Below are 13,757 nucleotides of genomic sequence, written 5' to 3' on the forward strand. Positions count from 1 at the left end.
GACGCGGCCGCGTCCCGGCCCGTTCAGCACAACACTTCCGTACTGGAGGAACTGATTCATGGGTGACAACCACACCTCGGTGTCGGTGCTCGGCCTCGGCCTCATGGGGCAGGCCCTGGCCGCCGCCTTCCTGAAGGCGGGTCACGCCACCACCGTGTGGAACCGTTCGGCGGACAAGGCCGACGGCCTCGTCGCGGACGGCGCGGTCCTGGCCGCGAGCCCCGCCGACGCCGTCGCCGCGAGCGACCTGGTGGTCGTGTGCGTGTCGACGTACGACGTGGTGCACGACGTCATCGGCTCGCTGGGCGACGCCCTGCGCGGCAAGACCGTCGTCAACCTGACCACGGGCTCCTCCGAGCAGGCCCGGCAGACCGCCGAGTGGGCGCAGAAGAACGGCGCCCGGTACCTCGACGGCGCCATCATGATCACCCCGCCCGGTATCGGCGCCGAGACCTCCGTTCTCTTCTACGCCGGCGACAAGGCCGTCTTCGACAGCCACGAGCCGGTGCTGAAGCTGCTCGGCGGCGGCACCACGTACCTCGGCACCGACCACGGCAAGCCCGCCCTGTTCGACGTGTCGCTGCTCGGCCTGATGTGGGGCGCCCTCAACAGCTTCCTGCACGGCGTCGCCATCGTGGAGACCGGCGGCGTCAAGGCGCAGGAGTTCCTGCCGTGGGCCCACATGTGGCTCGACGCCATCAAGATGTTCACGGCCGACTACGCCGCGCAGATCGACGCCGGCGACGAGAAGTTCCCGGCCAACGACGCCACCCTGGAGACCCACCTGGGCGCGCTCAAGCACCTCGTCGAGGAGAGCGAGGCGCTCGGCGTCGACACCGAACTCCCCAAGTACTCCGAAACGCTGATGGAATCCATCATCGCCCAGGGGCACGCCAAGAACAGCTACGCCAGTGTCGTGAAGGCGTACCGCCGCCCGAAGAAGTGACCGGGTCCGGTATTCGCCGAACCCCCTGACGAAGGGGCCGGTCCGAATTCCCTGTCGGAACCGACCCCTTCCGCACACCGGAAACCGGCATCGCAGGAAAGGAGCCGACGTCGGCCATGGCGTACGTCCGGACAGGCGCTATCCAGGAGGGCCGGACCGGGTGGGACAATCCACATCCCGGTCCCCTCCGGCCGCGCGAGGGCCGCCGGGGCATCGGGGGAGGACCGAAAGGAACCGTCTGCATGATCCGGTGGGTGTCCCTCAGCGCCGAGGCAAGGCCCGTACCCCGCCCCGTGGCCACGCCGTTGGTGTGGGCCACGGCCTTCGGCGGAGCTCTGATCCTGGTGGCGGTGCACAACCTGCTCATGGGTCCGGACCGACCCGGGTTCGCCCTGGCCTCGCTGTCCCTGCTGGCCGCCCTGCTGGGGCTGTGCGCCCGCCTCTCCGCCGCTCCGGGCACGGCGCTGCTGTGCTGGCTGTTCCTCAACGGCTTCGCGATCCCGCCCGCGGGCACCCTCACCTGGGCCGGGTCCCGCGACACGGTCTGGCTCGCCTGTCTGCTCACCGCGAGCGTCGTCGGCACGATCCTGGCGAGGATCGTCCATGCCCGAGCCGCCTACCGCCGCGTCACCGCGGGCACGGCGCAGCCCACGGCCGGCCCGGTCGACCGGCGCGACCCCTTCTGACGGGCGCCGCGAGGGCCTCGGGCGGGTGGCCGCCCCGGTCGTCGGGCGACGGTCCGCGGTGGGGCGCGGACTCCGTCCCGGGATCGTCGGCCGCGTACTAGCATCGGGACCAGGAACGAGCGGCTGATCGTCGGCCGGTGCGCCGGAGGAGTGCTTCAACCGCCCTCATGGCCGGCGATGACCGCCATCGATGAGGAGGCCGTCCCTTGCAACCCGTCACGCTGATCACCGGCGGTTCGACCGGAATCGGTGCTGCCACCGCTCGCGCCCTGCTGGAGCGGGGACACCGTGTCGCCGTCACCGGCCGGAACGCCGACCGGCTGGCCGCCTTCGCCGCCTCCGCGGACGCGGGGGAGCGGCTGATGACACTCACCGGTGACAGCAGCGACGAGAACCATCTCGCCTCGGCCGTGCGCGCGCTCGTGGACGCGTGGGGCCGGCTGGATCACGTCATCGCCAACGCCGGGTTCTCGCTGCCCGGCAACCTGGAGAACCACGAGCCCGGGGCGATGCGTTCCATGATCCTGACGAACGTCCTCGGCCCGGCCCTGCTGGTGCGGGAGACGCTGCCGCATCTGCGGGAGTCCAAGGGCCGGATCGTGCTGGTCGGTTCGGTCGCCGGCGTCCGCAACACCCCGGGCAACCTGTACTCGGTCACCAAGTGGGCCGTGCACGCCCTGGCCGAGAACACCCGGCTGCTGGTCTCCAAGGACGGAGTCGGCGTCACGCTCGTCGCCCCCGGCGTCGTGGACACCCCGTTCTGGAACGAGCGTGGCGGCGTCCCCGAGGCGGCACCGGCGATGACCGCCGAACAGATCGCCGACGTGATCGTCTTCGCCCTCGAGCAGCCCGAGGGCGTGGACATCAACCAGCTGACCATGCGGCCGGCCGGTCAGGTCAACTGACCTCGCAGCGCCGGGTGAGCGCGGGATGCGGAACGGCCCGTCGGGCAACCGACGGGCCGCCGCGAAGGGCCGAGGCCGGGTCAGAGCACGAAGGTCGTACCGTTCCTGCCCAGCAGATAGCCCATCTGTAAGCGGTTGCGCGCGCCCAATTCCTGCTTCATCGACGCGATATGCGTCTGCAGCGACCGTTCGCTGATGCCGAGCCGCCGGGCTATCTGCTTGTCCGGATAGCCCTCGATCAGCAGGCGCTTGATGGACGTACGGATCGCGGGGATCACCTCGTCCGCGGCCTTCGCCGCGTGGTGCGGCACGAAAGGGAAAGGCTGGGCCCGGTCCCACGACCGGTTGAACGTGTCGCGCAGGAACCGGACGACGGCCGGCTCCCGCACCGCCGCCGCGGAGGTGCGGTCCTCGTTCGCCGCGATGAACGCGACGTCGTCCACGATGACGAGCCGGTCGAAGAACTCGTCGAGCGTTCTCACCGACGCCCCGAGTCGGGTCACTTCACGCACGTATTCCTTGGTGGCCTCGTCGAAACGCGTGCTGTGTTGGTAAAGTGTCCGCATTGCGGCACCCGCGGATATATGCCGGCGCACGCTTTCCAGGGCGTCTTTGAGAACTCCGCTCGGGCGGGAACCGTCCGGCTGTGCGGTGAGGATTTCCCGGGTCGCTCCCGAAAGGGCTTCGTTGATTGCCTCGGAGATATCCGGCAGGCCGTGGATGTAGCGGATGTCTGAGCGCTGACCGCTGTCCTGCGGCAACGTGCTGTTCAACCGGCAGACTTGTTCATCTGCGAGTCGGCTCAGTTCTGCGAGATGTCCGACCATTCCGCGGAAGAACTCCTGAGGCTCCGCCGAGTTACTCGGCAGCGCGACGCGATGATGGTTGGTTTGGGCGTTTTCATCATCTTCCGAGTCGTTTGCGTCCTTCACTCTTCCCCCTGGTTATGCCCGTTTTGCATGGATATGGACCATGCGGTTTCCGGTACTGCGGAAACCCGAACCATCTTAGTGCTTTGCCCGCCGGGTGCGGTCGCGAAATATTGGAGGCACCGAAAGGTCTCTGGGGGGAGAGATCCGGTCCGAACTCCCTTCCAGCTTGGAATCCTTAAGAGGAGTTTGGTTTTCATGCTTCAGGATCAGCGAGCGTTCGCTCGCGCAGCCCGCGCCGTGTTTCGCGGCAACGTCGCCGGTGCGGTCGTCGCGATAACTCTCGGACTCGGCCTGCCGGCCGCGGCCGCTGTCGCGGCGCCGGCGACCGGGAGCGCGGGGACGACTTCCGTGTACGCGGGGGACGTCGGCTGGAACGGGCCGAAACCGAACGCAGCATTCTGACCGATTTCCGCCGGGCGGGAATCACCACGAACCACCTACGCCGAGCACGGTCGGCACCTCCGCAGCTGTTCGACAGCGAAGACGACGACGTCGGGCGGGACAGCGCCGCGTCGACCGCTGCGGATCACCCAGGACCCGCGCGACATTCCGCGGCCCGAAGTCACTCACTCGTACCCGACAAGGACGGCGTGCATCGTCATGCCCGGACCCGGTCGCGAGTGCAGTCCCAACGAACCCTGCCGAGCTCAGAGCTAGATTTCGAGGAACTTCTGTGTCTTATCGAGTCCTGGTGGTGCAGCCGGCGTTCTCCGCGAACGCCTATGTCGTACACGCCCGTTCCCTCGGGTGGGACGTCGTGGTGGCCTCCTACGAGAAGGAGGGCCGCCACGTCGCCGACGCCGTGCGTTCCCTCGCCACGGAGATCGTCACGGTGGACACCAACGACATCGCCGCCCTGGAGGCGGCTGTCGAGGGTGCCCACCGGCGGAACCCCATCCACGCGGTCGTCGCCGGCGGTGAGTACTACGTGCCGGCCGCCGCACGGCTGTCGGCCCTGCTCGGGCTGCCCGGCCTCGACCTCGCCGCCGTCGACAAGGTCCGCCACAAGGCGAGCATGCGCGAGGCGGTGGCCGCGGCCGGTCTGGAGGTTCCGAAGTTCACCGTGGTCGGCGATCCGGCGCAGATCGACGACGCCTGCGCGTACGTCGGCTTCCCCGCGGTCATCAAGCCGGTCGACTCCGGCGGCAGCGTGCACGTCTCCCGCGTCGACACCGTGGAGGAGGCGCGCGCGGCGCTGGCCGCGATGCACGCCGAGGAAGGTCTCGAGTTCGACCGGCCGCTGACCACGGACGCGATCCTCGAACAGTACGTGCCCGGCGCGGAGTACAGCGCCGACGGCTATGTGCACGACGGCGAAGTCGTCGTCGTGGCCGTCACGCGCAAACTCCTCGGCCCCGAGCCCCGGTTCCTGGAGCTCGGACACCTCACGCCGGCCCCGCTCGACGAACCCACCCGCGACGAGGTGACCTCGTACGCCACCGACGTCGTCCGGGCCGTGGGGATCACGACGGGGCCGTTCCACTGCGAGCTGCGCCTCGACGAGGGCCGCCCGGTGCTCATGGAGGTGGCCGCGCGCCTGCCCGGTGACAAGATCACCGAACTCATGGAGATGGCCACCGGCCTCGTACTGCCGGGCCGGGTCCTCGCCGACATCACCGGCGCCGACCCGGTGGGCGCCCGGGCCCACCGGGAGCCCGTCGCCAAGGCGGCCGGCATCCGCTTTCTGACCGCGGGCGGAGCGGGCTCGTACACACGGCTCGACGGCTGGGAGGAACTGACCGCCGAGCCGTGGGTCGTGGCGAGCCCCGTCCTCATCGAACCGGGCGCCGGGATCAAGACGGACGAGGCGGACTACAGCTGCCGGGTCGCCGCCGTGATGTTCACCGCGGACTCCCCCGAAGAGGCCCACGAACGCTGGTCCGAGATCGGTGACCGGGTGCGCGTTCTCGGCGCCTGAACCTGAAAGGGAAAACCAACATGGACGCTCTGCGCTTTCACTGGTGTTCGCCCCCCGACACGGGGCAGTCGACGCCGACCGACACGTACAAGATCGGCAAGCTCGACATGGGCGAGGTCGTCGACTTCGTCCAGGAGGCCGAGGAACTCGGCGTCGACAGCCTGCTGTTCGGCATCTCCAACTACCTGCCCGACCCGCTGCCGGTGCTCGGCGCGCTCTCGCAGGTCACCGAACGCGTCAAGTTCATGCTCGCCTACCGTCCCGGCCTGATGTCGCCGACCCTGTTCGCCCAGGTCGTCAACACGCTGTCCTGGATGTCGGACGGGCGCATCTCGCTGAACATCGTCTCCGGCATCTCCCCCGCGGAGCAGGCCGGTTACGGCGACTTCCTCAGCCACGACGAGCGGTACGCGCGCTGCAACGAGTTCCTGGAGGTCATCCGCGGCCTCTGGGAGGGCGAGTCGCCGCTCAGCTACGACGGCCACCACTACACCGTCAAGGACGCGGCGCTCGGCCTCGGCCACAAGGACGGCGGCAGGCCGGAGATCTACATCAGCGGGGCGTCCGCCGTCGCCCAGCAGACGGCTCTCGCCTCCGGCGACTGCTGGCTGCGCTACGGCGACACCCCCGAGGGGATCGCCGAGGCGGCCCGGCCGCTGATCGAGAAGGGGTGCCGGGTGGGCACCAGGATGCACGTCCTGGCCAGGCCCACGCGCGAGGAAGCGGTCGCCGAACTCGCCCACCTCATGCGCAACCCGGACGAGGACCACGCGGCGTGGATCCGCCAGTGGGTGAACACCACCGACTCCGAGGCGGTGAAGTCCTCCTACAAGCTGGCCGACGAGGCCGCCGACGAGTGGCTGTCGCCCTACATCTGGACCGGTGCCGTCGCCTACCGGGGCGGCCCGGCGCTGTGCATCGTCGGCAGCTACGAGGAAGTGGCGACGTACGTCCACAGCTACAAGGCCGCCGGCATCAGCGAGTTCATCTTCTCCGGCTGGCCCACCCGCGACGAGATGCGGAACTTCTTCACCAACGTCGTCCCCCTGATCCGGCGCCTCGAAGAGCAGTCGTCATGAGCGAGCACGGTGAGCGGGAGCTGCTGCTCGTCGGCGTCGGGATGATGGGCCGCCCGTACGTGGCGGCCGCCCGGCGGCTCGGCCTGCGGGTACGCGCCATCGAGGCCCGGGACTGGGCCCACGCGATCGAGGACCTGGTCGACTCCGTCGAGCCGAGCGGAGGCAAGTACGGCTCGCTGGACGAGCTGTGGGCCGAGACCGTCCACGCCGCCGCGCTGGAGAGCCGGCCGGACGGAATCCTCGCGTTCACCGAATCGCACGTCCTCGGAGCCGCCATGGCCCAGGACCGCTTCGCACTGCCCGGGCCGTCCCTGCAGGCGGCCGTCGTCTCCCGGAACAAGGCACTGCAGCGCGGCCGCTTCCGCGCCCACGGGATCGGCCAGCCCGAGTACCTCCTCACCGACGACCTGGCGGCCTCCGCCGAGTGGGCCGGCGCCCGGCTCCCCGTGGTGGTGAAGCCGCTGTCGTCGGCGGGCAGCGACGGCGTCGAGCTGGTGCCCGACGCCGACGCCTACGACGGGGCCGCGCTCCGCCGGGCCGCGGAGCGCACGCTGCTGGTGGAGAGCGCGCTCGACGGCCCCGAGTACAGCTGGGAGGCCCTGGTCCGGGACGGCGAGATCTGGTTCGCGAACCTGACCGCCAAGACCACCACGGGCCCGCCCCGCTTCATCGAGCTCGCGCACCGCGTCGCGGCGCCGCTGCCGGCCGAGGACGCCGAACGGGTCGCCGAGCTCGGCCGGTCCGTCCTGTCCGCCATCGGGATGCGCACCGGGATCGTCCACCTGGAGTTCCGGCTGACGAGCGCGGGGCCCGCGGTGATGGAGGTGGCGGTCCGCACGCCCGGCGACTACATCATGGAGCTCTGCTCCCTGGCGTACGGGATCGACTGGCACGAGATGGTGGTGCGGCTCGCCGTGGGCGCCGCACTGCCACCGCCGCCGCAGGGCCCCGTACGGCACGCCGCCAGCCTCTTCGTGGTCTCCGACCCCGGCGAGGTGATCGCCCTGGACGGGCTGGAGGAGGTCCGGGAGCACCCCGCCGTCGTGGACGCCGCGTTCAGGGTGGCCGTCGGTGACGCCGTCGCCCCCGCCTCCTCCTCCCTCCAGCGGACCGCGTACGCGGTGCTGGCCGCCGACTCGCCCGAGGAACTGGAAGAAGCCATCGCGTTCACCCGGCGAACCCTGTCGATCAAGACGGTTCCCGCGGCGACTGAGGAGTGACCCGTGCACATTGTTGTCGTCAATCGCTGGCCCCGGTTCACCGACGGACAGCGCTGGGACTTCTCCCTCGGCCGCTTCGAGGAGCTCATCGACCATGAGCGGCATCGCGTCAGCTACGTCGTCGACCCGGTCGGCGCCACCGGCGTGCTCGCGGATCCCGCGCACATCGCCGCTCTCGTCGAGGTCGGCGACGTCAACGACTTCGACGCGCTGTGCGGAGCGGTCCGTGAGGTCGCGGACCGGGTGGGCCCGGTCGACCGGCTCATCGCCGTCTCCGAGTTCACGCTCGGCATCGCGGCCGAGGTGCGCGAGGCGCTCGGGATTCCCGGGCCGCGCCCCGCGGACGTCGCGGTCTACCGCAACAAGCTGAGGATGAAGGAGCTGGTCGCGAAGGCCGGCATCCGGGTGCCCCGGTTCGCCTCCTGCGACAGCGCCGACTCCGCCGTGGCCTTCGCCCGGACGACCGGCTACCCGCTGATCCTGAAGCCGGTGTCCGGCGCGGCCAGCATGGGAGTCCACCGCGTCGACGACGAAGGCACGCTCGCGAAGCTGCTGGAACAGATCGACACCGACGACTACGAACTCGAGGAGTTCATCGAGGGATCCATCCACCACGTCGACGGATTCGCGGACGAGAACGCCGGTATCCCGTTCATGGCGGTGTCCCGCTACATCAACGACTGCCTCGCCTTCGAGGCCGGCGGTCAGCCGCTCGGTTCGGTCGTCGTCCAGGAGTCCCCGCTGCGCGGCCGCGTCGAGGAATTCGCGCGGCGTTGCGTGTCGGCCCTGGGCATGACGTCGATGCCCTTCCACCTCGAACTCTTCGTCACCGCCGACGAGGACCTGGTCTTCCTGGAGATCGCGGGCCGTATCGGCGGAGCCGAGGTCCCGTATCTCACGGAGAAGCTCTTCGGGGTCAACCTCTTCGAGGTGTGGCTGGACGCCCTCTGCGAGGGACGGGTGACGCTGCCGCCGATGTCGGGAGACCCGTCCGGCGGCTGGCTGATCATCCCGAAGCCCGACGGCCTCCCGGCGCGGGTCGTCACCTCGACCCCGATGCGCGACGACATCGCCACGGTCTGGCGCGAGTTGGTGCCCAGCCCCGGTGAAGTGCTCCAGCCGGGCGGCAGCTACGACGCCGTGCACAGCGGCCGGTTCATCCTCACCGGCGACGAGGCGGCCGTGGAAGAGGACATTCGCAAGATCATCGCCGGATTCCACATCGAGATCGTTCCGGTGTCGGAGTGAGACGTCTCGCGCCGCGCCCCGGCCGGCGGAGCAAAAGGGAGCGACCGAACAGATGACCACGGGATCAGTGCTGCACCGAAGGCTCTTCGCCTGCGGTGTCCTCCTCGGAATCGTCGCAGAGCAGATGGTGTTGTTCGCCGTTCCTCTGCTGATCTTCCAGGACACCGAAGAGGTTTCCGCGCTCGGATTCGCCTATGCCATCGAGTGGCTGCCCGCCCTGCTGGCGTATCCGTTCGCGGGACTCCTCGCCGACCGGGACGGCGGCTCACGGCTGTTCTCCGTCGTCACCGCGGGCCGCGGGGTCGTCCTGGCCGGCGCCCTCGTCGGCTGCCTGGCCGCGCCCTCCCTGCTGACACCGATCCTGATGACCTCCGGGGCGCTGCTGTCCCTGCTGATGGCGCCGGTGCGGATGTCCGTCGAGAAAGTGGTGCCGCAGCTCGCCAAGGGCACCGAACTGGCCAAGATCCAGGGCCTGGTGCAGAGCATGGAGGTGTCGGCGATGGCCGTCGGCCCCGCCCTCGCCATGCTCGGCGTGGCCTTCCTCGACAAGGTCTGGCTGCTGGGCGGCGCCTCGGCGATCTTCCTCGCCGCCGCGGCCTGCTGGCTGCCGCTGCCACGCGGACTGCGCACGCCCAGCAGCGGCGGAGCGCGCGAGACACTCGCCGAACTCCGCCTGGGCTGGTCCCTGCTGGTACGCAGCCGCCCGCTGGTCCTGCTGGCCTCGCTCAACTTCTCGATCAACCTGGTCTTCGCCACGGTGCTCGCCGCGAACGCCGCACTCGTCACGGGTGTCTTCCACGCCCCCGAGTCGTCGTTCGCCCTGCTCAACATCTGCATCGGCGTACTCGGAATCGTCAATCTCCTGGTGATTCCGTTCCTGCTCCGCTGGGTCGACGTGCGGATGCTCGGAGTCTTCGGCCTCGCTCTCCTCTGCTTCTGTCTGCTGCTCATCGGATTCGCCAACTCCATGCTCCTGTACGCCCCGGCGTTCGTGGCGGCCATGGTCGGCGTGACGTACTTCAACGTCTTCAACCGGACGCAGCGGATCAAGGTCCTGCCGGAGGAGCACCTGGGAAAGGTGATGGGGCCGTTCTATCTGCTCAACATGCTGGCCCTGCCCATCGCGGGCCTTCTCGTGGCCGGCTCCGGGGCCGGCGTGAGCCCACAACGGCTCGTCCTCGTACTCGCGATCGCTCTCACCGCATTCGGCGCCATCATGCTGCCTCTGACGGTACGTGCTTTCGGCCTCGCCATAGCCGCGCGGGAGGAAACTCTCGTGGGCGCCACCGCCGAATAACAGGGGATTTCATGCACGTAGGTTCTGCACGGTTCAGCGAACTCTTCGGCTCGTTCCCGACCCCGATTGCGATCGTCACCGCAACGGATGCGGAAGGAGAGCCGTACGGATTCACCAGCAATGCGGTGTGCGCGGTGTCGGCGGCAAATCCGTCACTGCTCATCTCCGTGGGCAAGGGCTCGCGGACCCTGCCGGCGATCATGTCGAAGCAGGCGTTCGCGGTGAACTTCCTCGCCGCCTCCGGGCGGACCGCCTCGCAGGTCTTCGCCAGCAAGGCCACGGACAAGTTCGCGGACATGGCCTGGCGGCCCTCGGCCGTCGCGGAAGGCGCACCGCTGCTCATCGACATCGCCCTCAGCTATGCGGAATGCAAAGTGGAGAACGCGATCGAGGTGGGCGATCACTGGCTCTTCATAGCCCGGGTGGAAGGCAGTGCCGTCTTCCCCCGTGAACCCTTGCTCTACCGTCGCGGCGACTACGGTTTCTGGTCGCCACAGAATATCGACGCCGAAGAATTGTCGGCCGTCCGATAAGGCGCCGGCAGCACTCTCGATCATTCGAACAGAAAGGCATGGCATGGACATCGGAGCCGTAGACCACGTCGAGTTCTACGTCGGGGACGCCCAGCAGTCCGCTTTCTATCTGTGCACCGCGTTCGGTTTCCGAATATGCGGGCAGGCCGGCCCCGAGACCGGGCAGCCGCACCACCGTTCGCTGCTGCTGCGCCAGGGCGGCATCGAGGTCGTCCTCACCTCCGCCCTGAGCCCCGCCCATCCGGCGGCGGCGTACGTGGCGCAGCACGGCGACGGTGTCGCCAACATCGCCTTCGAGGTCACCGACGCCGCCAAGGCATTCGAGCTGGCCGTCGAGCGCGGCGCCACCCCGGTCGAGCCGCCCGCCGTCCACAGCAAGGACGGCACCGAGGTGGTCACCGCGTCGGTCCTGGGCTTCGGCGACGTGGCCCACCGCTTCGTCCAGCGCTCGGGCGACCGCGAGCAGTTCCTGCCCGGCGTCATGGACATCATCGCTCCGGACCCCGACGAGGGCGAGCACCTCCTGAACACCGTCGACCACGCGGCGATCTGCCTGCCCGCCGGTCAGCTGCGGCCCACGGTCGCCTTCTACGAGAAGGTCTTCGGGTTCTCCCAGATCTTCGAGGAGTTCATCGAGGTCGGCACCCAGGCCATGGACTCCAAGGTGGTGCAGAGCCCGTCCGGGAAGGTGACCTTCACGCTGATCGAGCCGGTCACCGACCGCGAGCCCGGCCAGATCGACACCTTCCTGGCGCGCCACGGCGGCGCCGGCGTCCAGCACCTGGCGCTGCTGTGCGACGACATCGTCGGCACCGTGCAGACTCTGGAGAACCGGGGCGTGAAGTTCCTGCAGACGCCCGCTTCCTACTACGACCAGCTGCAGGAGCGCTTCGCGACCATGAACCTCCAGGTCGAGGACCTGCGCCGGACCAATGTGCTGATCGACGAGGACCACTGGGGCCAGGTCTTCCAGATCTTCACCCAGTCCCAGCACGTGCGGAAGACCTACTTCTGGGAGGTCATCGACCGGCACGGCGCCCGCACCTTCGGCAGCGGCAACATCAAGGCGCTCTACGAGGCCGTGGCCCGTGAGAAGGCCACCTCCTGACCCGGGTAGCTCGCACCACCGTCCATCGATCCACGTACGCGTAAGGAAGACCATGACTGTGCAGGACTCCCGGAACTTCACCCTGACCGACGAGGAGCGCGCCCTCCTTCCGACCGACGAGGACGTCGACTTCTACGCCGAGCACGGCTGGTACCTGTCGAAGAAGCTGTTCACCGACGAGGAGATCGAGCAGCTGGAGGCCGCGAGCGAGCGTTTCTACGCCGGCCACCGCGACCGCACCCTGCCGACCCGCCCGCCCAAGCTGGCGTACTGGGAGCCGGAGCACGGTCCCGTGCAGCGGCACAACGACTACATCCACTACGAGGACGACACCATCGGCCGCATCCTGCGCAAGCCGCTGCTCGGCGCGGTCGCCGCGCGGCTCGCCGAGGCCCAGCAGATACGCGTGTTCCAGTCGACCCTCATCTACAAGCCGCCGGTGGCGCAGGAGCAGTCGAACATCGTGCCCTGGCACTTCGACCGGCACTACTGGTCCACGTCGACCTCCGAGCGGATGCTCACCGCGTTCATCCCCTTCCACGACTGCGACGAGGAGATGGGCACCATCACGATGGTCGACGGCAGCCACGTGTGGAAGGAGACGGCCGACAACGACAGCACCTCGCTCCACTTCGCCGAGCGCGACCGCTCCGAACTGGACGAGATGCTGGAGGAGAACGCCGCGTACAACGGCGTCGAGGTCCGCAAGATCCCGGTCGTCATCCCCAAGGGACACGTCAACTTCCACCACTGCCGCACCTACCACGGCAGCGGTGCCAACGTCAGCGACCGTCCGCGCCGCGCCATCTCCTTCCACCTCCAGGACGGCGAGAACCGCTACCGCGACTTCCGCCGCACGGACGGCACCCAGGTCGCCTACAACCACGACGTGCTCGTCCGCCGCGGTGCCGACGGCAAGCCCGACTACAGCGACCCCGAGTTCCTGCCGCTGCTGTGGAGCAATCACTGATGCGCAGTGCCGCAGTGGTCGGAACCGGCCTGATCGGTACCTCGATCGCCCTGGCCCTTCGGGGCCGGGGCGTGACCACCTATCTGATCGACACCGACCCCGAGGCGGCGCGCATCGCCGCCGACCTCGGGGCCGGCATCGCGGGCCGGCCCCGCGAGCCGGTCGATCTGGCCGTCCTCGCGGTGCCACCGCAGCACGTGGCGGCGGCGCTCAAGGAACACCAGGCGCAGGACCTCGCCCATGACTTCACGGACGCGGCGAGCGTCAAGGAGCTGCCGCAGCGTCAGGCGGCCCGCACCGGCTGCGATCTGACCCGTTTCGTCGGCGGGCACCCCATGGGCGGCCGGGAGCAGTCCGGGCCGCTCGCGGCGAAGGACGACCTGTTCCAGGGCCGGCCCTGGGTGCTCACTCCCTCGCCCGAGACCCGCGTACAGGCCGTCGAACGCGCGCGGCGGCTCGCCGAGTTGTGCGGCGCCCGGCCCGTCGTGATGGCCCACGCGGAGCACGACCGGGCGGTCGCGCTCACCTCGCACGCCCCGCACCTCGTGTCGAGCCTGCTCGCGGCACGTCTGCTGCACGGTGAGCCCTCCCAGCTGGGGCTCGCGGGACAGGGACTGCAGGACGTGACCCGCCTCGCCGCGGGCAGCGCCGACCTGTGGACCGACATCCTCGGCTCCAACGCCGTGGCCGTCGCCGACGTCCTCGCCGAGTTCGCGCACGACCTGCACCAGGTGGTCGACGCCCTGCGCGGGCTCGGCACCGTCCGCGAGCCGGAGCAGCGGCGCGCCCACACGGACCTGCTCTCGACGGCCCTGGTCCGCGGCATCCAGGGCCGGGCCCGCATCCCCGCCCGCAGCACCACACCCGGACCGCATCCGAGTACGGCCTACGCGACCGCGCCGAGAGGAGCCTGAA

The 13,757-nt window shown here is 69.4% G+C and carries 13 protein-coding genes; 12 read left to right on the top strand and 1 reads right to left on the bottom strand.

What is annotated here, in order from left to right:
- The first annotated feature begins 58 nt into the window (after positions 1 to 58).
- The 3 genes from ACGFW6_RS16105 (at position 59) to ACGFW6_RS16115 (ending at position 2,537) form a co-directional block, all read left to right on the top strand.
- Positions 59 to 946, top strand: coding sequence for an NAD(P)-dependent oxidoreductase (locus ACGFW6_RS16105; protein WP_393509146.1), 888 nt, complete (start codon positions 59 to 61; stop codon positions 944 to 946).
- 242 nt (positions 947 to 1,188) lie between these two features.
- Complete coding sequence (locus ACGFW6_RS16110) at positions 1,189 to 1,632, top strand: hypothetical protein (RefSeq protein WP_393509149.1); 444 nt, start codon at positions 1,189 to 1,191, stop codon at positions 1,630 to 1,632.
- Between the two features lie 206 nt (positions 1,633 to 1,838).
- Positions 1,839 to 2,537, top strand: coding sequence for an SDR family oxidoreductase (locus ACGFW6_RS16115; RefSeq protein WP_393509152.1), 699 nt, complete (start codon positions 1,839 to 1,841; stop codon positions 2,535 to 2,537).
- Between the two features lie 80 nt (positions 2,538 to 2,617).
- Here ACGFW6_RS16115 and ACGFW6_RS16120 read toward each other — a convergent pair whose 3' ends face one another.
- Entirely contained in the window at positions 2,618 to 3,469 is an 852-nt protein-coding gene (locus tag ACGFW6_RS16120; protein WP_393509155.1) for a LuxR C-terminal-related transcriptional regulator, read from the bottom strand.
- Positions 3,470 to 4,142: 673 nt separating this feature from the next.
- Between ACGFW6_RS16120 and ACGFW6_RS16125 the strand changes: the two genes are divergently transcribed.
- The 9 genes from ACGFW6_RS16125 to ACGFW6_RS16165 are packed head-to-tail and all read left to right on the top strand — an operon-like array spanning position 4,143 to position 13,756.
- Positions 4,143 to 5,387, top strand: coding sequence for an ATP-grasp domain-containing protein (locus tag ACGFW6_RS16125; RefSeq protein ID WP_393509158.1), 1,245 nt, complete (start codon positions 4,143 to 4,145; stop codon positions 5,385 to 5,387).
- A gap of 20 nt (positions 5,388 to 5,407) precedes the next feature.
- A complete protein-coding gene (locus ACGFW6_RS16130; RefSeq protein WP_393509161.1) occupies positions 5,408 to 6,466 on the top strand; it encodes an LLM class flavin-dependent oxidoreductase in 1,059 nt (352 codons plus the stop codon).
- Positions 6,463 to 7,686, top strand: a complete 1,224-nt coding sequence (locus tag ACGFW6_RS16135) for an ATP-grasp domain-containing protein (protein ID WP_393509164.1) — start codon at positions 6,463 to 6,465, stop codon at positions 7,684 to 7,686. The genes ACGFW6_RS16130 and ACGFW6_RS16135 overlap by 4 nt, the downstream gene beginning before the upstream one ends.
- A gap of 3 nt (positions 7,687 to 7,689) precedes the next feature.
- Positions 7,690 to 8,934, top strand: coding sequence for an acetyl-CoA carboxylase biotin carboxylase subunit family protein (locus ACGFW6_RS16140; protein ID WP_393509167.1), 1,245 nt, complete (start codon positions 7,690 to 7,692; stop codon positions 8,932 to 8,934).
- 52 nt (positions 8,935 to 8,986) lie between these two features.
- The gene (locus tag ACGFW6_RS16145; RefSeq protein ID WP_393509170.1) at positions 8,987 to 10,231 is read left to right on the top strand and encodes an MFS transporter; all 1,245 of its coding nucleotides are present in this window, start codon (positions 8,987 to 8,989) and stop codon (positions 10,229 to 10,231) included.
- An 11-nt stretch (positions 10,232 to 10,242) separates the two neighbouring features.
- Entirely contained in the window at positions 10,243 to 10,764 is a 522-nt protein-coding gene (locus tag ACGFW6_RS16150) for a flavin reductase family protein (RefSeq protein ID WP_393509173.1), read from the top strand.
- A 43-nt stretch (positions 10,765 to 10,807) separates the two neighbouring features.
- Positions 10,808 to 11,872 carry a 4-hydroxyphenylpyruvate dioxygenase gene (gene hppD, locus ACGFW6_RS16155; protein ID WP_393509176.1) on the top strand — a complete coding sequence of 355 codons (1,065 nt, stop codon included), beginning with the start codon at positions 10,808 to 10,810 and terminating at the stop codon, positions 11,870 to 11,872.
- Between the two features lie 52 nt (positions 11,873 to 11,924).
- On the top strand, positions 11,925 to 12,842 hold the full coding sequence (locus ACGFW6_RS16160; RefSeq protein ID WP_393509179.1) for a phytanoyl-CoA dioxygenase family protein: 918 nt from the start codon (positions 11,925 to 11,927) through the stop codon (positions 12,840 to 12,842).
- Positions 12,842 to 13,756 (top strand): prephenate dehydrogenase, encoded by a 915-nt coding sequence (locus ACGFW6_RS16165; protein WP_393509182.1) that lies wholly within the window; start codon positions 12,842 to 12,844, stop codon positions 13,754 to 13,756. Before ACGFW6_RS16160 ends, ACGFW6_RS16165 begins: the two co-directional genes overlap by 1 nt.
- The last annotated feature ends 1 nt before the right edge of the window (position 13,757 follow it).

Origin of the sequence: Streptomyces sp. Y7 (assembly GCF_043195415.1) — a bacterium.
Classification (GTDB): domain Bacteria; phylum Actinomycetota; class Actinomycetes; order Streptomycetales; family Streptomycetaceae; genus Streptomyces.

What these genes read in the sequence shown, in the direction of transcription:
- ACGFW6_RS16135 (WP_393509164.1), top strand. Translation starts at nt 6,463, where the DNA reads ATGAGCGAGCACGGTGAGCGGGAGCTGCTGCTCGTCGGCGTCGGGATG.
- ACGFW6_RS16105 (WP_393509146.1), top strand. Translation starts at nt 59, where the DNA reads ATGGGTGACAACCACACCTCGGTGTCGGTGCTCGGCCTCGGCCTCATG.
- ACGFW6_RS16165 (WP_393509182.1), top strand. Translation starts at nt 12,842, where the DNA reads ATGCGCAGTGCCGCAGTGGTCGGAACCGGCCTGATCGGTACCTCGATC.
- ACGFW6_RS16130 (WP_393509161.1), top strand. Translation starts at nt 5,408, where the DNA reads ATGGACGCTCTGCGCTTTCACTGGTGTTCGCCCCCCGACACGGGGCAG.
- hppD (WP_393509176.1), top strand. Translation starts at nt 10,808, where the DNA reads ATGGACATCGGAGCCGTAGACCACGTCGAGTTCTACGTCGGGGACGCC.
- ACGFW6_RS16150 (WP_393509173.1), top strand. Translation starts at nt 10,243, where the DNA reads ATGCACGTAGGTTCTGCACGGTTCAGCGAACTCTTCGGCTCGTTCCCG.
- ACGFW6_RS16145 (WP_393509170.1), top strand. Translation starts at nt 8,987, where the DNA reads ATGACCACGGGATCAGTGCTGCACCGAAGGCTCTTCGCCTGCGGTGTC.
- ACGFW6_RS16110 (WP_393509149.1), top strand. Translation starts at nt 1,189, where the DNA reads ATGATCCGGTGGGTGTCCCTCAGCGCCGAGGCAAGGCCCGTACCCCGC.
- ACGFW6_RS16160 (WP_393509179.1), top strand. Translation starts at nt 11,925, where the DNA reads ATGACTGTGCAGGACTCCCGGAACTTCACCCTGACCGACGAGGAGCGC.